The following is a 22,446-nucleotide window of genomic DNA, read 5'->3' on the forward strand; positions in this document are numbered from 1 at the left end:
AGCACGAGCACGAGCACGAGCACGAGCACGAGCACGAGCACGAGCACGAGCACGAGCACGAGCACGAGCACGAGCACGAGCACGAGCACGAGCACGAGCACGCCGACCAGCAGGCGTCCGACGATCGGCGCGACGAGGGCGACCAGGGTGGGGCGGCCGGGCCGCTGGAGCGCGCCGAGCAGGCGGCCCGCAGCGAGGAAGCCGATCACCTGGCGCAGGTCATGCCGGCCGACGTGGCGCAGGAGCAGGGGTCCCGTCGTGCCTGAGTTGCCCGAGGTGGAGACCGTCCGGCAGGGGTTGGCCCAGTGGGTCACCGGTCGGCGGATCGCCTCGGTCGAGGTCCGTCACCCGCGTGCCGTCCGGCGGCACGTACCCGGTGGCGCGCACTTCTCCGACGTGCTCGCGGATCGGACGATCCTGGACGTGCGCAGGCGCGGCAAGTACCTGTGGCTCCCGCTGGACAGCGGCGACGCGGTGGTCGGACACCTCGGCATGTCCGGTCAGCTGCTGCTCCAGCCGCCCGGTACCCCCGACGAGACCCATCTGCGGGTCCGGTTCCGCTTCGCCGACGACGGGCCCGAGCTGCGCTTCGTCGACCAGCGCACCTTCGGCGGGCTCGCGGTCAGCGAGGGTGGCGCCGACCTGCCCGCCGAGATCGCACACATCGCGCGTGACCCGATGGACCCGGAGTTCTCGGACGAGGCCTTCGTTGCCGCGCTGCGACGCCGGCGGACCGAGGTGAAACGGGCACTGCTCGACCAGACGCTGATCTCCGGGGTGGGCAACATCTACGCCGACGAGGCGCTGTGGCGCGCACGGTTGCACGGCGCCCGCCCCACCGACGCCCTCACCGGCCCGGCCGCGCAGCGCCTGCTCGGCCACGTCCGCGACGTGCTCGCCGAGGCCATCAAGGAGGGCGGCACCAGCTTCGACGCCCTCTACGTCAACGTCAACGGCGAGAGCGGCTACTTCGACCGGGCGCTGAACGCGTACGGCCGCGAGGGCGAGCCGTGCCGGCGGTGCGGTACGCCGATCCGGCGCGAGTCGTTCATGAACCGTTCCTCGTACAGCTGCCCGCGTTGCCAGCCGCGGCCTCGGGGTGCCCTTCGGGGATGACCCGGAGCCGGCTCCGGGTCGGCGTCGGCGGGTCGCGGCCGGACGCTCCGGGCAGCACCCCGGCGTACGTCCGAATCGCGGGTTGATGCCCGTCCGACGGACCCGCCGCCCCCGGCGGACCGACTCCGGGGTGAACGGGGGCCGTTCCCCGATGTCACCGCCTCGTCACGCTCCTAACGTCAGCACCGTCGACAGGGGGTCGACGTGACAGGGGGGCACTGATGGGCAGCAGACCGGTGACGGTGCGGATGGCGCGGTGGAGTGCCGAGCATCCGTGGCGGGCGATCGCGTTGTGGGTCGTGTTCGTGGCGGTGTGCTTCGTCGGGGGCAGCGCCGCCGGCCTCAACGAGGCGACCAGCGGCGACCAGGCGATCGGCGAGGCCGGGCGGGCGAGCCTCATCGTGGACGGCGGGGCCTTCGACGACCCGGCCGTCGAGAACGTCCTCATCACCTCCCGGGGCGGCACCCTGGACCCGGCGGCGGCGAAGGCGGCCGCCGACGACGCGTCCGCCCGGCTGCGTACGGTCGCCGGGGTTGCCGAGATCGGCCCACCGGTCACCGCGCGGGACGGGTCGGCGCTGCTGCTGCCGATCACCATGTCCGGCGATCCGGAGACCGCGTCGGACCGGGTGCAGCCGTTGCGCGACGCCACCGCGACAGTCCAGAGCGCGCACCCACAGCTCCGCATCGAGCAGGTCGGTGGACCCTCGATCGGACAGGCGCTCGACGACACCCTCGGCAAGGACTTCGAGCGGGCCGAGTTGCTGAGCCTGCCGGTGACCCTGGCCATCCTGATCATCGCGTTCGGCGCGTTGATCGCGGCGAGCGTGCCGGTGCTGCTGGCGCTCTCGTCGGTCGCTGCCGCGATGGGCCTGTCCACACTGGCCTCGCATCTGGTGCCCGCCACCGACACCACGTCACCGGTGATCCTGCTGATCGGCATGGCGGTGGGGGTCGACTACTCGCTGTTCTACATCCGGCGCGAACGTGAGGAACGTGCCAAGGGCCGTTCCGGTCTGGACGCGGTGGAGATCGCCGCGGAGACCTCCGGACACGCCGTGGTGGTCTCCGGGGTCGCCGTGATCATCGCGATGGCCGGGCTGTTCCTCGCTGGTGACGTCGTCTTCTCGTCCCTGGCCGTGGGCTCGATCCTGGTGGTCGCCGTCGCGGTGACCGGCTCGCTGACCGTGCTGCCCGCCCTGCTGGCCAGGCTGGGCCGCTGGGTCGACCGGCCCCGGGTGCCGCTGCTCTGGCGCCTCACCGCGCCGCGCACGGGACGGCACGGCGAGGCGCGCGCGCCCCGGCTCTGGCCGGCGGTGCTGCGGCCCGCGCTGCGTGCGCCGGTGGCGACGCTCGTCATCTCGGTCGGCCTGCTGCTCGCGTTGGCCGCGCCGGCGCTCGGCATGAAGCTGAAGTTCCCCGGCATGGAGGACCTGCCCCGCACCACCCCTGCCATGCAGGCGTACGACCGGCTCACCGCCGCCTTCCCGAGCACCGGCACCAACCACGTGGTGGCCGTCCGCGCGCCGGCCGAGCAGGCCGACCGGGTCGGCGCGGCCCTCACCGGCCTGGCCGCCCGCGCCTCCGGCGATCCGCTGTTCGCCCCCACCGAGGCGGACGGCCCGAAGATCAAGGTGTCGGCCGACCGGCGGGTGTCGGTGCTGGACGTGCCCACCCCGTACGCCAGCCGCGACGACCGGTCGGTCCAGTCGCTGGAGAAGCTGCGCTCCGACCTGGTCCCGGCCGAACTGCGGGGCATTCCCGGGATCGAGTACGCGGTCGGCGGGAGCGTGGCCGACAGCGAGGACTACGCTGCGCACGTCCGCGACAAGCTGCCGCTGGTGATGGGCTTCGTACTGGTGCTCACGTTCCTCGTCATGACGCTGACCTTCCGCTCGGTCGTGGTGGCGGCCAGCTCGATCGTGCTCAACCTGCTCTCCGCCGGCGCCGCGTACGGCCTGCTGGTGCTGGTCTTCCAGGGTGAGTGGGCGGAGGGGTTGCTCGGCTTCACGTCGATGGGAGCGATCGTCTCCTGGTTGCCGCTGTTCCTGTTCGTGGTGCTCTTCGGCCTCTCGATGGACTACCACGTGTTCGTGGTGAGTCGGATCCGCGAGGGGGTCCGGGCCGGCATGTCCAACCGTGACGCGGTGTCGTACGGCATCACCTCGTCGGCGGGGGTGGTGACCAGCGCGGCGATCGTGATGGTCGGAGTGTTCTCGATCTTCGCCACGTTGAGCACGATCGACATGAAACAGCTCGGCATCGGCCTGGCGGCGGCGATCCTGCTGGACGCCACGATCATCCGGGGAGTGGTGCTGCCGGCTCTCATGACCATGCTCGGTGACGCGAACTGGTGGGCTCCGCGGTTCCTCCGCAGGCGCCCGGAGCCCGCTCCCACCGATCCGCCGACGCCCGCCCCGGAGCTGGTGCCCGTCTCCTGAACGGCCGATCGTCCCCCGTGCCGGGCCGCGACTCGCGGCCCGGCACGGGCCGTCCGGCCGCGCAGCCTGTGCCGTGGCGGCACCGGGTGGTCACGGCAGGGGACAGGGCTCTCGCCAGGCGTCCAACGCCCGCTCCTTGCGGATCGACGCGAAGCCGTAGCCGACCGTCGTGACGCAGAAGTCGTCGGTCGTGCCGACGTACTCGACGTGGAAGACGGGCTTGCCGGCGTCCGCGAACGGCAGCAGCTTGGCGCACTGGTCCAGCCGGACGCACTCCTCGTTGACGACGAAGTCGAAGTCCGGTGCCAGGGCCGCGAGTTGTGGCACGTCGTTGACCAGCCCGGGGGACAGGTCGAGCGAGCGGGCCAGGCGGGCCAGGCGACGGTTGAACAGCAGTTGGTCGTCGAAGCCGAGGGGGAAGCCGCTGCGGTGCGCGTATCCGTCGGCGTCGGCCAGCGCCACCGCGCCGAAGCCCTTGCCCCGGCACAGCCGGAACCGGTCGGTCAGCACCGGCTCCAGCGCGTCCCACCCCCGTACGTCCAGCCATCGGCTGCCGGGCCGTCGGCCGGGGGCGCCCTGCACGACGGCCGGCAGTCGACTGGCGTCCGGGTCGGTCGGGCGCACCGAACCGACCGGCACCTGACAGACCAACCGTCGGTCACGGGCGCGCAGCTCGGCCGTCTGTGCGGCCGTGGTCGCCACGGGGTCGAGCAGGAACACGTCGGCGTCCACGGTCTCGTCGAGGGGGCCGTCGACCTGCCACTGCCACTGCCAGTGGCGGGCAAGGGCAGCCGGCCACGCGGTGGGCGCGCCGGGCGGGATCAGCTCCCGGCGGCAGCCGTACACCGGTGCCACCAGGACGAGCGCGACGCCGGCCGACACGATCCGGCGCAGCGCGCGTGCGGCGCGACGTCGCCGCGGCCGGATCCGCATCGGCAGCTCCCGGGTCCCGGGCGGCCGGTCGCCGCCCCCACCGGTACGCCACCCTTACGCTCGGCGTACCCACCCGGTCCAACGAGCGCGGGGGCGCGGACGACGCGCGGTCAGCGCGGCGCCGCGAAGACCTGCGTCCAGTACGGCCCGTTGCTGCTGGCGATGCCGACGCCGATCTCGGTGAACGCGCAGTTCAGGATGTTGGCGCGGTGCCCCGAGCTGTTCATCCAGGCGTCCATCACGGCGGCCGGCGTCTTCTGGTTCCAGGCCACGTTCTCGCCGTAGGTACGCCAGGCGTAGCCGACCCGGTCCAGTCGGACGCCCGTGTCGCTGCCGTCGCTGCCGGTGTGCGACATCTTGCTGTGGTCGGCCTGGTCCTGGCTGTGCCGCTGCGCCGCGGTCGTCAGCTTGTCGTCGATGCTCAGCGCCTTGCAGCCGGCCTTGGCCCGCTCGGCGTTGACCAGGTCCACCACCTCGCGCGCCTGGTCGCTGACGGTGCCGCTGGTGCCTCCGGCGCCGCTGGTGGTGCTCGGGGCGGTGCTGCGATCGGCGCTGCGGCGCGAGGTGGCGGTGGTCCGCGAGGACGCCGGGGTGGGCTTGACGACCCTGCTCGGCGACGGGCTCGGCCGTGTCGGGCTGGGCGAGCTGGTCGGGGAGGGGGCGACCAGGGTGTCGCCCGTCGCGGGGTCGGAGGGGACCGCGGGCGCGGCGGCGACGGTCTCGTCGACGGCGCTCGGTGCGTCCTCCGTGCCGTTGCCGGGCATCGCGAGCGCGCCGACGCCGATGCTGACCACGAGGGTGGCTGCCGCGGCCGCGCCGCCGATCATGAGTGGGCGACGCCAGTTCCGGGGCGAGCGGTGCCGTCCGCTGCCGGTCCGCCCGTCGCCGGCCGTCGTGTTCCAGCCGTAGGTGGTGAGCGCGTCGGCCTCGGTGCGCCAACCGTCGGCGACCTCCGCCAGTCGGTGGTCGTGGTGCGAGTCACCGGTCGGCTCGTCGGCCCGTTCGTGGCCGGGCCGGCCCATGGTCGGCGCGTCCACGGGGGCGGTCTGCCAGTGGGCGGTGGGCTCGGCGCGGTGCCACTCGTCGCCGGGTTGGTCGGGGTCGTCCCCGAACAGGTACGCCGAGCGGGGCTCCGGGCGGTCCCTCAACCAGTCCGGCTCGTCGGTCGGCCGCCCGGCGCGCCGGGGGGCGCCGTTCGGGTCCATCGGGTCGGTTGAGCCGTACACGCCTCTGCCTCCACGGGGTCGGTTGCGGGCCCGGGTGACGCTACGACTCGCCCGCGACCTGCGGCAACGTGGCTAAGGAAGAGTTAAGAGGAAGTCGGACGTCTAGGCGCTGACTTCCGGGGATACGGGCGTACAGTAAAGGGGTCCGGACAGAGAGTGTCCGTGCCTTGCGGCAGCCCCCCGACAAGTGGACAGGTCGACGTAGAGATGATCTACGGCCTGCGAAGACTTGACGAAGGAGGGGTTTGCGGCTCAATATATAGGTGTCGCCAGTCGCGCCCGGTCATGCCCAGATACACCTGGAATGACAGCCGCGTACTTAATGGGCGCGCGTTGGCCGGCCTTTCCGGCAGCGCATATCAAGGAGTCAGCATGGCGAAGGCCCTCTACGGCCACGTAGGTGCAGCGCCCGATCGGCGTCTGCTCGACGAGGTCACCCGACTGCGTTCCAGGGTTCAGGCACTGGAGTTCGAGATCACGCGTCTGCGTGCCGACAATGATCGGCTCGCGGCGGCTGCGGCGGAAGCGGACGACCTGCTTCGTCTCGCCGAGCCGGCGCTGACCTGATCTTCGGTTCGCAAAACTGAATCTCAGCACCACCGCAAAAATGCGCGCCGACACCTCCGTGCCGGCGCGCAACGCTGTCCGGCACCTTTGGCGGCCGACCATTTGTGATCTTGTAAAGCGGCCACGTTATCCACGCTCCGCAGTTTCGACGGAACGTGCCTAAGCGCACTCCGATCGTGAGCGGTATTTGTCTTTCGGTGACCACCGCGACGACAGCACGGTCCGCTCCCGGGTCACGCATGGCGCGAGTCGTCGAGACGGCTCGGGGCGGGTCGCGTGCCGGGTCGGTCCCGCCACCGGGTTAGTCTGCGGGTTCACCCAGGTCCCCGCAGCCGGCGACGGTACGGCGGCCACCGGACGAGGATCGAGAAGGTGTATCTCAAGAGCCTGACGGTGAAGGGCTTCAAGTCCTTCGCCTCCGCCACGACGTTGAAGCTGGAGCCCGGGATCACCTGTGTGGTGGGCCCGAACGGCTCCGGCAAGTCCAACGTCGTCGACGCCATCGCCTGGGTGCTCGGTGAGCAGGGCGCGAAGGCGCTGCGCGGCGGCAAGATGGAGGACGTCATCTTCGCCGGCACCGCCGGCCGCGCCCCGCTGGGCCGGGCCGAGGTCACCCTCACCATCGACAACACCGACGGCGCGCTGCCCATCGAGTACACCGAGGTCTCCATCACCCGCCGGATGTTCCGCTCCGGCGAGAGCGAGTACGAGATCAACGGCAACTCCTGTCGACTGCTCGACATCCAGGAACTGCTGTCCGACTCCGGCATCGGCCGGGAGATGCACATCATCGTCGGTCAGGGCCGTCTCGACGGCATGCTGCACGCCAAGCCGGAGGACCGCCGCTCGTTCATCGAGGAGGCGGCCGGCGTCCTCAAGCACCGCAAGCGCAAGGAAAAGGCGCTGCGCAAGCTCGACGCGATGCAGGTGAATCTGAACCGCCTGACCGACCTCACCGCAGAGCTGCGCCGCCAGCTCAAGCCGCTGGGCCGGCAGGCCGAGGTGGCCCGGCGCGCGGCCACCATCCAGGCCAACCTGCGCGACGCGCGCCTGCGACTGCTCGCCGACGACCTGGCCACCCTGCGGACCACCCTGGATCGGGAGATCGCCGACGAGACCGCGCTGCGCGAGCGGCGCGAGCAGATCGAGGGCGAGCACGCCGAGGTGCAGGGCCGGCTCGGCGAGTTGGAGGCCGCCCTCGCCGAGGACGCGCCGCTGCTCGCCGCAGCGCAGGACACCTGGTACAAGCTGTCCGCCCTGCAGGAGCGCTTCCGCTCGATCGAGCAGTTGGCCCGGGAGCGGCTGCGGCACCTCAGCGCCATCGGCGACGACGAGCGACCCGGCCGCGACCCCGACCAGTTGGAGGCCGAGGCCGAACGGGTCCGCGAGCAGGAGGAGGAACTGCGCGCGGCGCTCACCGACGACCAGATCCGGCTGGCCGAGGCCGTCGAGCACCGCCAGGAGCTGGAACGTCAGCTCGCCGCCGCCGAGCGGGAGCTGGTCGCCGCCGCCAAGGCCATCGCCGACCGGCGCGAGGGCATGGCCCGGCTCACCGGTCAGGTCAACTCGGCCCGGGCGCGGACGACAAGCGCCGGCGAGGAGATCGAACGGCTCGCGGTCGCGCACGCCGACGCGCTGGGCCGTGCCGAGCAGGCGCAGGCCGACCTCGACGCGGTGGCCGCCCAGTCCACCGAGGCGGACCGCGACAACGCCGACCTCGACGCCCGGCACGCCGAGGCGGTCGCCGTCCAGGAGCGGGCGCAGGCGGCCGTACGGTCGCTGGCCGACGCCGAGCGGGCCGCCGAGAAGGACGCCGCCACCTGGAAGGCCCGCGAGGAGGCCCTGGCACTCGGCCTGCGGCGCAAGGACGGCACCGGTGCGCTGCTGGCCCGCGCGGGGGACGTACCCGGCCTGCTCGGCAGTCTCGCCGGGCTGCTCACCGTGGCGCCCGGGAACGAGGCCGCGCTGGCCGCCGCGCTCGGCGGCCTCGCCGACGCGGTCGCCGTCACCGGCGTCGACGAGGCCGTCGAGGCGATGCGGCTGCTGAAGATCTCCGACGCCGGTCGGGCCGGTCTGCTGGTCGGCAGTCCCGCCGGGCCCGGGATGACCGGGTCCGCCGACGCGTTGCGCCCGAAGCTGCCCGACGGCGCCCGCTGGGCCCCCGACCTGGTGGAGTGCGCACCCGACATCCGTCCGGCGGTGCACCGGGCGCTGCGCGACGTGGCGCTCGTCGACGATCTCGCCGCAGCGGCCGAGCTGGTCGCCGGCAACCCCGAGCTGCGGGCCGTCACCCCGGACGGTGACGTGGTCGGGGCGTACGCGGCGGCCGGCGGATCGGCCAAGGCACCCAGCTACATCGAGGTGCAGGCGGCCGTCGAGGAGGCCCGTACCAACCGGCTCGCCGCCGAGCGGACCGGCGCGGAGCTGCGCGACCAACTCGTCGAGGCGCGCGCCGAGGTGACGGCCGCGAAGGAAGCCGTGCAGCACGCCGCCGCCGAGAAGCGCGAGGCGGAGAGCCACCGCAACGCCGCCGCCCGCCGGCTCGCCGAGCTGGGCGCGGCCGCCCGTTCCGCCAAGGCGGAGACCGACCGGCTCGGCGAGTCCCACGCCCGCGCCGAGGCCGCCCGGCAACGGGACCTCGCCACGCTCGACGAGCTCCAGGAGCGGCTGCGGCTGGCCGAGGAGACCCCGGTCGATGCCGAGCCCTCCACCGAGGAGCGGGACCAGCTCGCCGCCATGGTGCCGCAGGCCCGACAGAACGAGATGGAGGTCCGGCTCGCCGTGCGTACCGCCGAGGAGCGGGTCTCCTCGATCGCCGGCCGGGCCGACTCCCTCACCCGCCAGGCCAGTGCGGAGCGGGCGGCGCGGGAGCGTGCCGCGGCGCGGCGGGCCGCGCGCACCCGGGGTGCGGGCATCGCCCGGGCCGTCGCGGGCGGGGCCCGCGCGGCGCTCACCCGCCTCACCACGTCGATCACGGCGGCCGAGCAGCACCGCGACGCCGTCGCGCGCGAACGCGCCGCCCGCGAGGCCGAGCTTCAGGAGGTACGCGGAGCGGCCAAACGCCTCGGCGCTGAGCTGGAGCGGCTGACCAGCCAGGTGCACCGGGACGAGGTGGCCCGCGCCGAGCAGCGGCTGCGCATCGAGCAGTTGGAGGCGAAGGCCGCCGAGGACTTCGGGCTGGACGTGGAGACCCTGGTCGCCGAGTACGGCCCCACCCAGCCCGTTCCGCCGACGCAGGCGGACGTGGCGGCTGCGGAGCGCGATGGCCTCCCGGTGCCCGAGCCGGTCCGCTACGAGCGGCCGGTGCAGGAGAAGCGCGCCGCCAAGGCGGAACGGGAGCTGGCCCTGCTCGGCAAGGTCAATCCACTCGCGTTGGAGGAGTTCGCCGCGCTGGAGGAGCGCTTCAAGTTCCTCTCCGAGCAGTTGGAGGACCTCAAGGCCACCCGTCGGGACCTGCTCACCGTCGTGAAGGACGTGGACGAGCGGATCCTGGAGGTCTTCGCCAGCGCCTTCGAGGACACCGCGCGCGAGTTCCAGCAGGTGTTCACGGTGCTGTTCCCCGGCGGCGAGGGCCGGCTCATCCTCACCGACCCCGAGGATCTGCTCACCACCGGCGTCGAGGTCGAGGCCCGCCCGCCGGGCAAGAAGATCAAGCGACTGTCGCTGCTCTCCGGTGGTGAGCGGTCGCTGACCGCGGTGGCCATGCTGGTGGCGATCTTCCGCGCCCGGCCCAGCCCGTTCTACATCATGGACGAGGTGGAGGCGGCCCTGGACGACGTGAACCTGGGCCGCTTGATCACGCTGCTGGCACAGTTGCGGGAGAAGAGTCAGCTGATCGTCATCACGCACCAGAAGCGGACGATGGAGATCGCCGACGCGCTCTACGGGGTGACCATGCGCAGCGGGGTCACCCAGGTGATCAGTCAACGGCTCAATCGGGCCGATGAGGACGACCAGCGGCCCGGCCGCGGCGAGGAGAACAGGTAGTGGCTCGGGAACGCGCGAAGGCGCTCCTGCTGGACTTCGACGGCGTCCTGCGCCGCTGGGACCCGGCGGTGGCCGCCGGTGTCGAGCGGGAGTACGGCCTCTCCGAGGGGGTGCTCGGCGAGATCGCGATGCAGTGGAGCCGGCTCCAGCCGGTGCTCACCGGCCAGGTCAACCACGCCGAGTGGGTGTCGAGTGTGGCGGACGCCCTGACCGAGTCGGTCGGCAGCCCGCAGCGGGCCCGCGACGCCGTCGAGCAGTGGCAGCGCTACCGCGGTGAGGTGGACACCGAGGTGCTCGACTTCGTCCGGGAGGTGCGTGCGGCCGGGATCAGGGTCGGGCTGGGCACCAACGCCACCGACCTGCTCGACGCCGACCTGACCGCGCTCGGCCTGGTCGGCGAGCTGGACGTCGTGGTCAACTCCTCGGTGGTCGGTGTGCACAAGCCGGCCCCGGAGTACTTCCAGGCCGCCTGCCAGGCGCTTGCCATCCCACCCGCCCGGGTGCTCTTCGTCGACGACGAGGACTGGGCGGTACGGGGCGCCCGCGCCGCCGGGCTGTCGGCGCACCGCTGGGGCGGTCACGCCGACCTGCGCTACCTGCGGGCGGCCCTGGACTACTGAACGGCGCTCACTCGCCGGTGGCGCCGTCGATGCGTTCCCGGATCAGGTCGGCGTGGCCGTTGTGCCGGGCGTACTCCTCGATCATGTGCACGTACACCCAGCGCAGGTTGAACGTGCGCTTCTTGCTGCCGACCTCGGTGAACGTCTCGTCGAGCGAGTGGCCGGCGGCGGCCTCGCGGGCCAGCGCGACCTCGCGGTGGAAGGTGGCGAAGTCCGCCTCGGCGTCGGCGGCGCTCACGTCGTGATCGGCGTCCGGGTTCTCGGGCGTGAAGTACGGGTAGTCGACCCGCTCGCCGGCGAAGCACTCCCGGAACCACCACGCCTCCACCTCGGCGAGGTGCCGGACCAGGCCGAGCAGGGTCAGCCCGGAAGGCTCCACGCTGGGCGTGCGCAACTGCTCCTCGGTGAGGCCCGCGCACTTGAGCAGCAGTGTCTGCCGGTGGTAGTCGAGCCAGCCGTCGAGCATGGTGCGCTCGTCGCCGACGTACGGTTCGGGTGTCCGGGTGATCTCCGGGGCGGTCCACGTCATGGCGCGCATCCTGCCCGGCACCTGTGACACGACGCGACGGGTTATTCAGGGCACCACGACGACGGGCCAGTGCCCCTTGCGGACGAGCCGGGTGGCGACCGAGCCGACCAGCCGGTGACCGGCCTGCTCGGACGCACCCACCACGACCATGTCGGCCCGGAACTCGTCGGCGGCCGCGGACAGCTCGGCGTACGCGTCACCGCGCCGGCACAGCAGCGTCACCGGGATGCCCAACTGCTCGGCCCCGCGCCGGCACTCTCGGCGCAGTTCGTCGGCCAACTCGTCGTGGGTGCGCTGGATCGCGCCGGCGTCCATGCCGGGCACCAGGGCGGTGAGACCGCTCGTCGAGCTGACGAAGACCACCACCAGGGCGGCGCCCTGCCGGCGGGCCAGCCCGGCGGCGTAGGCGCCGGCCCGCCCGGAGGTACGTGTGCCGTCGACGCCGACCATGATCACCCGAGGGCCGTCGGTGCCGCGCTCGAAGGGCAGCGAGCTGACCTGTGGCCCGTACTCCTCGCGATCCGGTGCTCCCACACTCATGGCTCTACCTCACCTCTGCCCGCCGGCGGGGATGACGCCGACGCCCTCGACAGGGTTCGATTCCCGCTCGCCCCCGCCGGAAACCGGAGTGCCGTTCTGCTCCCGCAGCGGCACCTCCTTGATGAAGAGCACCGCGACAAACGCGATAAGCGCGAACGGGGCGGCGGCGAGGAAGATGTCACCGGCACCGTGGCCGTACGCGGCCTCCACCACCGCCCGCAGCGGGCCGGGCAGGGTGTGCACGTCGGGCAGGGTGCCACCGCTGCCGGAGCTGGAGGCCGGGATGCCGAGCTGGGACAGTCCGTCGGCGGTGTAGTCCTTGACCTTGTGGGCGAGGACCGCACCGAGGGCCGAGACGCCGATCGCGCCGCCGAGGCTGCGGAAGAACGCCACCACCGAGCTGGCCGCGCCGAGTTCGTGCGTGCCGACGGTGTTCTGCACGGCGAGCACGAGGTTCTGCATGGTCAGGCCCAGGCCGACGCCGATCAGCAGCATGTAGACGCTGAGCAGGGTGTAGCTGGTGTCCGCGCGCAGCGTGCCCATGAGCGCGAAGCCGATGGTGAGCAGCGCCGAACCGAGCACCAGGAACCGCTTCCAGCGGCCGGTCTTCGTGATGATCCGTCCGCCCACGGTCGAGGCGACCAGCAGGCCGAGGATCATCGGCAGGGTCATCAGTCCGGACATCGTGGGCGACTCGCCGCGGCTGATCTGGAAGTACTGGCCGAGGAAGATCGACGCGCCGAACAGGCCCACGCCCACCGCGACGCTGGCGACGACGGCGAGGGTGATCGTCCGGTTGCGGAACAGCCGCGGCGGGATCATCGGCTCGGCGGCCCGGGTCTCCACCCGGATGGCGAGCGCGCCCAGGAGCAGAGCGCCGAGGACCATGACGACGGTCTGCCAGGACGTCCAGGCGAACTGGTCACCGGCGAGGGAGACCCAGATCAGCAGCACCGAGACCGCCGCCGTGATCAGGGTGGCGCCCCACCAGTCGATCTGCGCCTTGCGCCTGACCACCGGCAGGTGCAGGGTCTTCTGGAGCACGACCAGCGCGGCGATGGCGAACGGCACGCCGACGTAGAAGCACCAGCGCCAGCCGAGCCACGAGGTGTCCACGATCACGCCGCCGATCAGCGGCCCGCCGATGGTGCCGACGGCCATCACGGCGCCGAGATAGCCGCTGTAGCGTCCCCGCTCGCGCGGCGTGATCATCGTCGCCATGATCACCTGTGCCAGGGCGGTGAGGCCGCCGGCGCCGACGCCCTGGAGCACCCGGCAGGCGATCAGCTCGCTGGTGCCCTGCGCCAGGCCGGCCAGCACCGAGCCGAGGACGTAGATCCCCAGGGCGAGCTGGACGAGTGTCTTCTTGCTGGTCAGGTCGGCCAGCTTGCCCCAGATGGGGGTGGTCGCGGTGGTCGCGAGCAGTGCCGAGGTGACCACCCAGGTGTAGGCGGACTGACCGCCGTGCAGCTCGGTGATGATGCGCGGCAGCGCGTTCGAGACGACCGTGGAGGAGAGGATCGCGACGAACATGCCCAGCAGCAGCCCGGAGAGGGCCTCCAGGATCTGCCGGTGGGTCATGTCGACGGCTGGCGCTCGGGACGCTGTCGCCTGGCTCATCGTGTGGTGCCTCCAGCCCGTACGTATTGGTTGCCTCAAGCAACAACTGGGGAAGCGGCGACAACATTCCCCGCGTCGCGTTTCATCTCCAGGAATCGTTGAACCGGCCGAGGAGTCGGGCGAACTCCTCGACGTCCCGGGCCGGCCAGTCGTCCAGCGCACGGAGGAATTCGCCCAATCGGGCCGACCGGGCGACATCAAACCGGTGCTGCCCCTCCTCGGTGAGGCTGATCTGTGCCGCCCGCCGGTCACTCGAGTCGGGCTCGCGGTGCACCAGGCCCAGCGCCTCCAGCCCGTTGATCTGCCGGCTGAGCGTGCCCTTGCCCACGCCGAGGCGCGCCGCCAGCTCGGTCAGCCGGATCGAACCGCTGCGCCGCAGCCAGAGCAGCAGCCCGTAGGTGTTCGGTTCGAGGGTCGGATGCACCTCGCGGGCGATCTCCCAGGAGACCGCCCGGCCCCGGCGCAGCAGCGCGGTCAGCTCGTGCTCGACGGACCGGATCGGCTCCGGCTGATGCTCGCTCACGGCCTAGAGAGTACGGCGGGGCCCGGTCACCCGTCGCCGGAGAGGCGGCGGCTCATCACCGGGCGTAGGTGCCCGTCGCTGGTGGTGCCCTCGATGGTCACCTCAGCCTGCCGGCCCCGATGGGACAGGGTGGCGACGGCGTTGCCGAAGTAGGGCCCGGCCAGCTTGCGCCAGCGCACCCCCGGCCGCCGGACACCCGCCGAGCGGGCCAGTGCCCGGGTGGCGCCCGCCGGACCCGACGACCAGCCCATCTTCATCAGCGGGCGGATGCCGGCCGGCACCTGGTTGTGGATCGGTGAACAGGTGAGCTGGTGGACGGGCGTGACCACCGCGGGGTCGGCGAACCGGGCGCGGGCCACGTAGGAATGGTGCACGTCCCCGGAGAGCACGCTGATCGACGCCGGTGGGGCGTACGCCGGGCCGGCACCGACCCGTGCGCCGGACTCCCTCGGCGTGCCGGTGCCGATCCGGGCGAACGTCTCACCGAGCGCCTCGAAGGACCGCCGGAACGCCGCCCAGTGCTCCAGATCGAGGGCGCGGCGCAGCTTCTCCGCCGTCCGGGCGACCCACGGCCGGCGCGAGTCGGCCAGCTTCTCGTTCCACGCCTCGATGTGGTGGATGCCCTGCGGCAGCAGCCAGGGCAGCGAGGCGCCGACCACCAGGTGGTCGTAGACGCCGTGCGCCTGGTCGAGGAACCACGACCACTCACCCGGCGGCAGCATCGCCCGGCTGCCCGGTTCGAGCACCCGGCTGCACCGGTTGTCGAGCATGACCAGCCGGGTACGCCCCAGGTCGAGCGCGTAGCTCCACTGGTACTGCACGGCCCGCCAGCGTTCGGTGTCGTGCGCCAGGTCGGCCTCCTGGTCGACCCGGTGCCCGAACTCGCGCAGCACGCCGGTGGCGTCCTCGGCGGCGACCACCTTGGCGAACACCGGGTCGGCGGCGATCTCGTCCGGCGCGAGGTTGCCCAGGTGCTGGTAGACCCAGTACGAGGCCAGTCCGCTGCCGATCCGCTCGGCCCACCACGACTGCTCGCGCATCTCGGCACGCCACGACGCCGAGGTGTTCCAGTCGTCGATGATCTCGTGATCGTCGAAGATCATCACACTCGGCACGGTGGAGAGCAGCCACCGGATCTCCGGATCGCGCCACGACTCCAGATAGAGCTTGGTGTACTCGTCGAAGCTGACCACCTGGTCGGCGGGAGCGCCCTTGGGGCGACGACGCCGCCGACGCAGCAGCCGCCGCACGGTCGGTGAGGTCACGTCGGCGTACACCTGGTCACCCAGGAGCACCAGCAGGTCGGGCAGCGGGTGCGACTCGGGATCGGCCATCAACCGCCGGGCGTACGCGTCCAGGGCGTCCGGCGGGAGCTTGCGCGTGGTGGCGTGCTGGGTGGTCTCCCGGCACGAACCGAAGATCATGTTGACCGGCTGGTCCAGGTCGTCAACCGCCCGGGTACGGATCACGCTGGGCGGGAAGCTGCTGCTCTCCACGGGCCAGACCAGCTCGTCGTCGACAAGTACCTCGTACGTCGTGGCGCTGTCCGGGGTGAGGCCCTCCACGACGACGAGGGCGTAGTGGTGGTCGTATGCCGAGAAGGTGGGCGCGGTGCCGGTGGCGCCGTCGGCCGTGCGGACGGTGACCACGGCGGGCGCCGCGGTCTCCACCCAGATCGTCGCCCGGGTGTCGACCACTCGCCGCAGCAGTGGGCCGATCAGGAGGTGTGCGGCGGGCATGACGCGAGCCTACCGCCGGTTTCCGGACACCGGCCGGGTGCGGTGGCTGGGACGCCGTCGCCGGCATCTGACAGGATTCCGGCATGGCCGAATATCTCGTCCTCGCTCTGGTCCTGCTCGGTGTGCTGATCGCCGGCACAGTCGGGCTGGTCGTGCCCCGTCTGCGGCGGCGGCCCGAGCCTCCGCTCCCGCGCACCGAGGTCGACACCCGGGCCGAGGAGGATCTCGCCGGTCCGCCCGTCGAGGCACCGGAGTCCGATCTGTCCACCGGTGTCCTGGTCGAGCCGCCGCCGGTGCTCGAACCGCAGGTCGAGGTCCCCGAGCCGACCGCCGGGCGGCTGGTCCGGCTCCGCTCCCGCCTGTCGCGCTCGCAGAACGTCTTCGGCAAGGGCCTGCTCGGCCTGCTCGCCCGCGACCACCTCGACGAGGACGCCTGGGAGGAGATCGAGGACAGCCTGATCACCGCCGATGTCGGGGTCGACGCGACCCGCGACATCGTCGACCGGCTGCGGGAGCGCACCCGGGTACTGGGTACCCGCTCTGCCGGTGAACTGCGCGCGCTGCTCGCGGCCGAGCTGGTCAACGCCCTCGACCCCGCCATGGACCGCGCGCTGCGGACCGCGCCGAAGGAGGGCGTTCCGGCGGTGGTGCTGGTGGTCGGCGTCAACGGCGCCGGCAAGACCACCACCTGCGGCAAGATCGCCCGGGTGCTGGTCGCCGACGGCCGGAGCGTGCTGCTCGGCGCAGCCGACACATTCCGGGCCGCCGCCGCCGACCAGTTGCAGACCTGGGGCGAGCGGGTCGGCGCGGAGACCGTCCGGGGCCCGGAGGCGGCCGACCCGGCCAGCGTCGCGTTCGACGCCGTCAAGCGGGGCATCGACACCGGCGTCGACACGGTGCTCATCGACACCGCCGGACGCCTCCAGAACAAGATCGGCCTGATGGACGAGCTGGGCAAGGTCAAGCGCGTCGTGGAGAAGCAGGGGCCGATCGACGAGACGCTGCTCATCCTCGACGCCACGACCGGCCAGAACGGTCTGGAGCAGGCCCGGGTCTTCACCGAGGTGGTCAACGTGACAGGCGTGGTGCTGACCAAGCTCGACGGCACCGCCAAGGGCGGCATCGTGATCGCCGTACAGCGCAAGCTCGGCATCCCGGTGAAGCTCGTCGGCCTCGGCGAGGGCAAGGACGACCTCGCCCCGTTCGACCCGGCGCAGTTCGTCGACGCGCTGCTGGGGACCGAACCCGCCGGACGGGACGCGTAGTCTCGGGTGACCACTGACGATCGCGCGTACACGGGCTGGCGCGACCCCGGCCACGCCTCGCAGCGCCTCGGGAGACCGTACGTGACTTCGCAGGAGATCCCGCTGCACGGCGGCAACGTGAGCACCGTGGTCCGGGTCGGCGACACGGTCCGTCGTAACGCCGGGCCGTGGACCCCGTCCGTGCACGCCCTGCTGCGGCACCTGGAGTACGTCGGCTTCACCGGCGCTCCCCGGGCGCTCGGCATGGACGAGCGCAACCGTGAAGTGCTGTCGTACCTGGAGGGGGAGTGCGGGGAATACCCGCTCGCTCCGCACTGGGTGACCGACGAGGCGCTGGTCACCGTCGCCACCATGCTGCGGATGTTCCACGACGCGCAGTACGGCTTCGCCCCGCCGGCCGGGGCCGTCTGGCGCTCGTTCGGGCCCCCGCCACCGGACACCGAGGTGATCTGTCACCACGACGCCGCCCCGCACAACGTGATCTGGCGGCCGGACGGCACCCTCGGGCTGATCGACTTCGACCTCGCCTCGCCCGGCGCCCGGATCTACGACGTGGCGTACGCGGCGTGGACGTGGGTGCCGATCTTCGCCGACCGGGACTCGATCACGCTGGGCTGGAAGCACCCGGACCGTCCGCGCCGGCTGCGGCTCTTCGCCGACGCGTACGGGCTGATCCCACGGGACCGGCACCGGCTGATCCGGACCATCCGCAAGCGGATCGTGGACCACGTGGAGGGCATCCGCCGGATGGCTGCCGCCGGCGAGCCGGCGTTCGTCCGGATCGTGCACAAGGGTCACCTGCGGCGGCCGATGCGCGACCTGCGACTGCTCGACTACGAGCGGCACGCTCTGGAGAACGCTCTCCGCTGAGTGCCTGTCGGTCGATGCGCGGCCGGTCCCGTCACGCGCATCGGTCGATGCGGTCGACCGGTCAGCCATCGACGTTCACCGTCCGGTTGATCCACACTCGTCCATGCTGCTGACTGTGCGGACTTCGTGACACGTACGAAACAACCCGTCACGAAACGGAAACCCGCACGGGACCCAAAGTGAAACAGCCGGCCGCGAAGCTTCCGCGCAACCGGCCTACGGGCGACGCTGCCCCGGAAAGCCGCGAAGGAGGACTTCACCTTTAGGAGGCCAGCGTGCCTGAAGCACCGACGATCGACGGCGCCAATACCACGTGGCTGCTGGTTTCGACCGCGCTCGTGCTGCTCATGACCCCCGGACTGGCGCTGTTCTACGGCGGCCTCAACCGGGCCAAGGGCGTACTCAACATGATGATGATGAGCTTCACGGCGATCGGGCTCATCTCTGTTCTGTGGTGGTTCTACGGTTTCAGCGTCGCCTTCGGGACCGACGTGAACGGCTTCTGGGGCGACCCGGGCGCGTACCTCGGTACCAAGACGTTCCTCGCCGAGACCGACCTGTGGGGCGCCACGGCGGAGAACCCCAGCGGCATCGGTATTCCGCTCTACGTGTTCATGGCGTTCCAGATGGTCTTCGCCGTGATCACCGTCGCGCTGATCAGCGGTGCCATCGCCGACCGGGCCAAGATCGCCGGCTGGCTGGTGTTCGCGTTCGGCTGGGCCACCCTGGTCTACTTCCCGGTCGCACACTGGGTGTGGGGCGGCGGCATCATCGGCGCCGACATCCACGCGTTGGACTTCGCCGGTGGCACCGCGGTGCACATCAACGCCGGTGCGGCGGCCCTGGCCGTGGCGCTGGTGCTCGGTAAGCGTCTCGGCTGGCCCCGCGAGGGCATGAAGCCGCACAACATTCCGCTCGTCGCGCTCGGCGCCGGTCTGCTGTGGTTCGGGTGGTTCGGCTTCAACGCCGGCTCCGAGCTGACCGTCGACTCGGTCGCCGGCCTCGCCTTCATCAACACCCAGCTCGCCACCGCGGCCGCGGTGCTCGGCTGGATCGCGGTCGAGTGGATCAAGGACCGCAAGCCGACCATGGTCGGTGCCTCGTCCGGTGCCATCGCCGGCCTGGTCGCCATCACCCCGGCCTGTGGCTTCATCGCCCCGTGGGCGTCCGTACTGCTCGGCATCGTCGCCGGTGTGGTGTGCGCGCTCGCCGTCAGCCTCAAGTACAAGCTGGGCTACGACGACTCCCTCGACGTCGTCGGCGTGCACTTCGTCGGTGGCTGGATCGGCTCGCTCTGGCTCGGCCTGTTCGCCACCAACTCGGTAAACGCCGCGATCAGCGACGTGGTCGGAGCCTCCGACGGCCTGTTCTACGGTGGCGGCGTGACCCAGCTCGGTCGGCAGGCCCTGGCCGGCCTTATCGTCACCGCCTGGTCGTTCGGCATCGCCTGGGTGCTCGCCTTCGTCATCGAGAAGACGATCGGCTTCCGCGTCAAGAACGAGGCCGAGGTCGAGGGCATCGACATCGCCGAGCACGCCGAGAGCAGCTACGACCTGTCCCCGTCGGGCGGCGGCACGGGTGGCGCGTTCGCGATGGCCGGTATCGGCTCGACCGGTGGCGCGCCGAGCGCCGCTCCCGAGACCGAGTCCACCGAGCCGGTCAGCGCCAAGGTCGCCGGTTAACGTTCCTTAGATGGAGGGGTTGGACATGAAGCTGGTGACCGCGGTCATCAAGCCGTACCAGCTGGACGCGGTGAAGGAAGCTCTGCACGCCCTGGGCGTGGCCGGGCTGACCGTCAGCGAGGTCCAGGGGTACGGACGGCAGAAGGGGCACACCGAGGTTTACCGGGGTGCCGAGTACACGGTCGAGTTCCTGCCCAAGATCCGGGTCGAGGTGCTCACCGACGAGATCGACGTGGAAAAGATCGTGGACGCCATCGTCGGCGCCGCCCGTACGGGCAAGATCGGCGACGGCAAGGTCTGGGTCACCGGTGTCGAAGAGGTCGTCCGGGTGCGTACCGGCGAGCGCGGCCTCGACGCCCTCTGATCCGGATCACGACGACATGACCTCGTTGATCAAGAAGGACGCGTCAGGAAACGCCGAGAACGGTGACGCGAACCTCTTGATCAACGAGGTCGTCGGCGTACCCGGGGGGATCGGGGAGGCCGCCCGAGTGGGGCGGGCGGCCGCGTACGACGAGTTCCTGCGCGGTTTGTTGCCCGCGCGCGACGGTGTCGCGCTGATGGCCGTCGGGGGCCTGGGACGGCGGCAGTGCGCTCCGTACGGCGACCTCGACCTGGTGCTGCTGCACGCCGGGGTGCCGGGCACGGACGAGTTGGCCGCCTCGGTCTGGTACCCGATCTGGGACGCCGGCCTGCGCCTGGACCACTCGGTGCGAACCATCTCCGAGGCACTCTCGGTGGCCCAGGACGACGTCAAGGTCGCCCTCGGGCTGCTCGACGCCCGCCTGGTGGTCGGCGACCAGGCACTGGCCGACGCACTGACCCGCACCGCGGCCGATCACTGGCGACGTACCGCCGTACGCCAGCTTCCGCGTCTGCGGGAGGTCACCGCCGCCCGCTGGCAGGCCCACGGCGAGTTGGCCTTCCTCCTCGAGGGTGACCTCAAGGAGGCCGCCGGCGGGCTGCGCGACGTGGGCTTGCTGCGCGCGATCTCCGCCGCCGGCATCACCGACGCGCTGCGTCCCGCCGTCCGCGCCGCCCACCTGCGGCTGTTGGACACGCGCGACGCTCTGCACCAGCAGGTCGGCCGCCGGGTCGACCGATTGGTGGCCCAGGAACGCGACGGCGTCGCCGCGCTGCTCGGGCTAGAGGATGGCGACGCCCTCCTGCGGCGGGTGGCCGGGGACGCGCGCACGGTCAGCCACGCCCTCGATGACGCCTTCCGCGCCGCCGACCGGCTGCGCTCCGGGCGCTCCCGCGGCGGAAACGGCAGTCCGGTGCGCAGGCCCGTGGCCCGGGACGTGGTCGAGCACGACGGGGAGTTGGTGCTGGCCCGGACGGCGATCGGCGCGCGCCCCGACCCGAGCCTGTCCCTGCGGGTGGCCGCCGCGGCAGCCACGACCCGGCTGCCGATCGCGCGCGCCACCTGCGAGTGGCTGGCGGCGTACTGCCCGCCGCTGCCCGCGCCCTGGCCGGCCGAGGCCCGGGCCGCGTTGACCACGCTGCTGGGCGCCGGTCCCGGCCTGGTGCCGGCGTGGGAGACCTGCGACAGGTACGGGCTGGTGGACGGCTGGCTGCCCGAGTGGACCCGGGTGCGTAGCCTCCCTCAGCACAACCCGGTGCACCGCTACACCCTCGATCGGCACCTCGTGCAGGCCGCCCACGAGGCCAGCCGGCACGCCCGCGAGGTGGACCGCCCCGACCTGCTGCTGCTCGGCGCCCTGCTGCACGACATCGGCAAGGGTCTCCCCGGTGACCACAGCACCGTCGGCGTGCCGCTCGCCGAGACGGTGGCGACCCGGGTCGGGCTGCCCGCCCCGGAGGTGGCGCTGATCGGCACGCTCGTCCGGCTGCACCTGCTCCTGCCCGACGTGGCCACCCGTCGGGACCTCGCCGACCCGGTGACCATCGCGTCGGTCGCCGAGGCGGTGGGCGACACCGGCACGCTCGACCTGTTGCACGCCCTCGTACGCGCCGACGCCGCCGCGACCGGCCCGGCCGCCTGGTCGGACTGGAAGGGTCGACTGGTCGCCGAACTCGTCGCCCGCGTCCGTACCGCCCTGGACACCGGCGTACTGCCCGAACCCCCGGCCCCGGACCCGGCGCTGCTGGCCGGGCCGCTGCCGGTCGTCCACCTGACCGGAGACCGGGTGGCGGTGGCAGCCGCCGACCGACGGGGACTGCTCGCCACGGTGGCCGGCTGCCTCGCCCTGCACCGGCTGGAGGTGCTCTCCGCGGACGCCTCCGTGGTCGACGGTCGAGCGCTCGTCGAGTGCCGGGTACAACCCCGCTACGGCCTCCCGGCCGACCCGGTCCCGCTGCGCGCCGACCTACGCCGTGCGGTGGCCGGCGACGTGTCCGTCACCCAACGGCTGCGGGGTCGTGCGCTCGCCGCCCGGGGCAGCGGCGCCGCTCCGCGGGTGGTCTGGCACCGCGAAGCCGCCACCGACGCCGTCCTGCTCGAACTGCGCGCGGCCGACGCCGCAGGATTGCTCTACCGGGTGGCCGGCGCGCTTGACGAGGCGGGAGCCCTGGTCCGGGCCGCGCGGATCTCCACCCTCGGCGCGGACGTCGTCGACGCCTTCTACCTCGTGGGCGGCTGGCCCGACGACGCCACCCGGGCCCGCCTGGAGGCCGCCGTCCTCGCCGCCGTCTGACCAACGGCCATCGCCGTGCGGCGACCCAGGCTGGCAGCCGCCGCCCGCAGATCGTCGGGGGTTGGTCGTCGCCTCGGGGATCCTGAGCGGCCTGCAAGGGCTACTTGCGGCTGATGACTGTGAGGCATCAA

General features: G+C 72.2%; 17 protein-coding genes and 1 pseudogene. 11 read left to right on the forward strand and 7 right to left on the reverse strand.

Translation table 11 applies throughout. From position 1 onward, the window contains the following. The 3 genes and pseudogenes from ABZV06_RS04910 to ABZV06_RS04920 form a co-directional block, all read left to right on the forward strand. Positions 1-266 (forward strand): annotated as a pseudogene (locus ABZV06_RS04910) (hypothetical protein); the annotation flags it as partial. After that, entirely contained in the window at positions 259-1,116 is an 858-nt protein-coding gene (mutM, locus tag ABZV06_RS04915) for a bifunctional DNA-formamidopyrimidine glycosylase/DNA-(apurinic or apyrimidinic site) lyase (RefSeq protein WP_355233009.1), read from the forward strand. The pseudogene ABZV06_RS04910 and the gene mutM, both read left to right, overlap by 8 nt. Positions 1,117-1,337: 221 nt before the next feature. Beyond that, the gene (locus ABZV06_RS04920) at positions 1,338-3,557 is read left to right on the forward strand and encodes an MMPL family transporter (RefSeq protein WP_355618733.1); all 2,220 of its coding nucleotides are present in this window, start codon (positions 1,338-1,340) and stop codon (positions 3,555-3,557) included. A 90-nt stretch (positions 3,558-3,647) separates the two neighbouring features. Here the strand turns inward: ABZV06_RS04920 and ABZV06_RS04925 are convergent, their stop codons facing one another. Then, the gene (locus tag ABZV06_RS04925) at positions 3,648-4,490 is read right to left on the reverse strand and encodes an endo alpha-1,4 polygalactosaminidase (protein ID WP_355618736.1); all 843 of its coding nucleotides are present in this window, start codon (positions 4,488-4,490) and stop codon (positions 3,648-3,650) included. A 110-nt stretch (positions 4,491-4,600) separates the two neighbouring features. Beyond that, positions 4,601-5,716 (reverse strand): CAP domain-containing protein, encoded by a 1,116-nt coding sequence (locus ABZV06_RS04930; protein WP_355618739.1) that lies wholly within the window; start codon positions 5,714-5,716, stop codon positions 4,601-4,603. A gap of 372 nt (positions 5,717-6,088) precedes the next feature. Here ABZV06_RS04930 and ABZV06_RS04935 point away from each other — a divergent pair, with 372 nt between their 5' ends. The 3 genes from ABZV06_RS04935 to ABZV06_RS04945 all read left to right on the forward strand — a co-directional run bounded on the left by ABZV06_RS04935 (position 6,089) and on the right by ABZV06_RS04945 (position 10,890). Continuing rightward, positions 6,089-6,283, forward strand: a complete 195-nt coding sequence (locus ABZV06_RS04935; protein WP_030487463.1) for a hypothetical protein — start codon at positions 6,089-6,091, stop codon at positions 6,281-6,283. 372 nt (positions 6,284-6,655) lie between these two features. After that, entirely contained in the window at positions 6,656-10,270 is a 3,615-nt protein-coding gene (gene smc, locus ABZV06_RS04940; RefSeq protein WP_355618742.1) for a chromosome segregation protein SMC, read from the forward strand. Beyond that, entirely contained in the window at positions 10,270-10,890 is a 621-nt protein-coding gene (locus ABZV06_RS04945) for an HAD-IA family hydrolase (RefSeq protein WP_355233014.1), read from the forward strand. The genes smc and ABZV06_RS04945 overlap by 1 nt, the downstream gene beginning before the upstream one ends. Positions 10,891-10,897: 7 nt before the next feature. Here the strand turns inward: ABZV06_RS04945 and ABZV06_RS04950 are convergent, their stop codons facing one another. The 5 genes from ABZV06_RS04950 to ABZV06_RS04970 all read right to left on the reverse strand — a co-directional run bounded on the left by ABZV06_RS04950 (position 10,898) and on the right by ABZV06_RS04970 (position 15,841). Next, the gene (locus ABZV06_RS04950; RefSeq protein WP_355233015.1) at positions 10,898-11,419 is read right to left on the reverse strand and encodes a DinB family protein; all 522 of its coding nucleotides are present in this window, start codon (positions 11,417-11,419) and stop codon (positions 10,898-10,900) included. A gap of 45 nt (positions 11,420-11,464) precedes the next feature. Beyond that, positions 11,465-11,959 (reverse strand): universal stress protein, encoded by a 495-nt coding sequence (locus tag ABZV06_RS04955; RefSeq protein WP_355233016.1) that lies wholly within the window; start codon positions 11,957-11,959, stop codon positions 11,465-11,467. Between the two features lie 9 nt (positions 11,960-11,968). Further along, the gene (locus ABZV06_RS04960; protein ID WP_355618744.1) at positions 11,969-13,579 is read right to left on the reverse strand and encodes an MDR family MFS transporter; all 1,611 of its coding nucleotides are present in this window, start codon (positions 13,577-13,579) and stop codon (positions 11,969-11,971) included. Positions 13,580-13,661: 82 nt separating this feature from the next. Next, a complete protein-coding gene (locus tag ABZV06_RS04965) occupies positions 13,662-14,102 on the reverse strand; it encodes a MarR family transcriptional regulator (RefSeq protein ID WP_355618747.1) in 441 nt (146 codons plus the stop codon). 26 nt (positions 14,103-14,128) lie between these two features. Beyond that, positions 14,129-15,841, reverse strand: coding sequence for an alkaline phosphatase D family protein (locus tag ABZV06_RS04970; protein ID WP_355618750.1), 1,713 nt, complete (start codon positions 15,839-15,841; stop codon positions 14,129-14,131). A gap of 83 nt (positions 15,842-15,924) precedes the next feature. Between ABZV06_RS04970 and ftsY the strand changes: the two genes are divergently transcribed. The 5 genes from ftsY (at position 15,925) to ABZV06_RS04995 (ending at position 22,315) form a co-directional block, all read left to right on the forward strand. Further along, positions 15,925-17,106, forward strand: coding sequence for a signal recognition particle-docking protein FtsY (gene ftsY / locus ABZV06_RS04975; protein WP_355233020.1), 1,182 nt, complete (start codon positions 15,925-15,927; stop codon positions 17,104-17,106). A 6-nt stretch (positions 17,107-17,112) separates the two neighbouring features. Further along, positions 17,113-17,976, forward strand: a complete 864-nt coding sequence (locus tag ABZV06_RS04980) for an aminoglycoside phosphotransferase family protein (RefSeq protein WP_355233021.1) — start codon at positions 17,113-17,115, stop codon at positions 17,974-17,976. A 275-nt stretch (positions 17,977-18,251) separates the two neighbouring features. Beyond that, positions 18,252-19,658 (forward strand): ammonium transporter, encoded by a 1,407-nt coding sequence (locus tag ABZV06_RS04985; RefSeq protein WP_355233022.1) that lies wholly within the window; start codon positions 18,252-18,254, stop codon positions 19,656-19,658. 25 nt (positions 19,659-19,683) lie between these two features. Beyond that, the gene (locus ABZV06_RS04990) at positions 19,684-20,022 is read left to right on the forward strand and encodes a P-II family nitrogen regulator (RefSeq protein WP_007456507.1); all 339 of its coding nucleotides are present in this window, start codon (positions 19,684-19,686) and stop codon (positions 20,020-20,022) included. A 16-nt stretch (positions 20,023-20,038) separates the two neighbouring features. Beyond that, positions 20,039-22,315, forward strand: coding sequence for a [protein-PII] uridylyltransferase (locus ABZV06_RS04995; RefSeq protein ID WP_355233023.1), 2,277 nt, complete (start codon positions 20,039-20,041; stop codon positions 22,313-22,315). The last annotated feature ends 131 nt before the right edge of the window (positions 22,316-22,446 follow it).

The sequence above is a fragment of the Micromonospora sp. NPDC005172 genome, assembly GCF_040608555.1.
Taxonomy (GTDB): domain Bacteria; phylum Actinomycetota; class Actinomycetes; order Mycobacteriales; family Micromonosporaceae; genus Micromonospora.

Bases quoted from the DNA above. Each gene is read 5' to 3' on its own strand.
- ABZV06_RS04960 (WP_355618744.1), bottom strand. From the start codon at position 13,579: ATGAGCCAGGCGACAGCGTCCCGAGCGCCAGCCGTCGACATGACCCAC.
- ABZV06_RS04950 (WP_355233015.1), bottom strand. From the start codon at position 11,419: ATGACGTGGACCGCCCCGGAGATCACCCGGACACCCGAACCGTACGTC.
- ABZV06_RS04955 (WP_355233016.1), bottom strand. From the start codon at position 11,959: ATGAGTGTGGGAGCACCGGATCGCGAGGAGTACGGGCCACAGGTCAGC.
- ABZV06_RS04970 (WP_355618750.1), bottom strand. From the start codon at position 15,841: ATGCCCGCCGCACACCTCCTGATCGGCCCACTGCTGCGGCGAGTGGTC.
- ABZV06_RS04920 (WP_355618733.1), top strand. From the start codon at position 1,338: ATGGGCAGCAGACCGGTGACGGTGCGGATGGCGCGGTGGAGTGCCGAG.
- ABZV06_RS04990 (WP_007456507.1), top strand. From the start codon at position 19,684: ATGAAGCTGGTGACCGCGGTCATCAAGCCGTACCAGCTGGACGCGGTG.
- ABZV06_RS04925 (WP_355618736.1), bottom strand. From the start codon at position 4,490: ATGCGGATCCGGCCGCGGCGACGTCGCGCCGCACGCGCGCTGCGCCGG.
- ABZV06_RS04935 (WP_030487463.1), top strand. From the start codon at position 6,089: ATGGCGAAGGCCCTCTACGGCCACGTAGGTGCAGCGCCCGATCGGCGT.
- ABZV06_RS04995 (WP_355233023.1), top strand. From the start codon at position 20,039: ATGACCTCGTTGATCAAGAAGGACGCGTCAGGAAACGCCGAGAACGGT.
- ftsY (WP_355233020.1), top strand. From the start codon at position 15,925: ATGGCCGAATATCTCGTCCTCGCTCTGGTCCTGCTCGGTGTGCTGATC.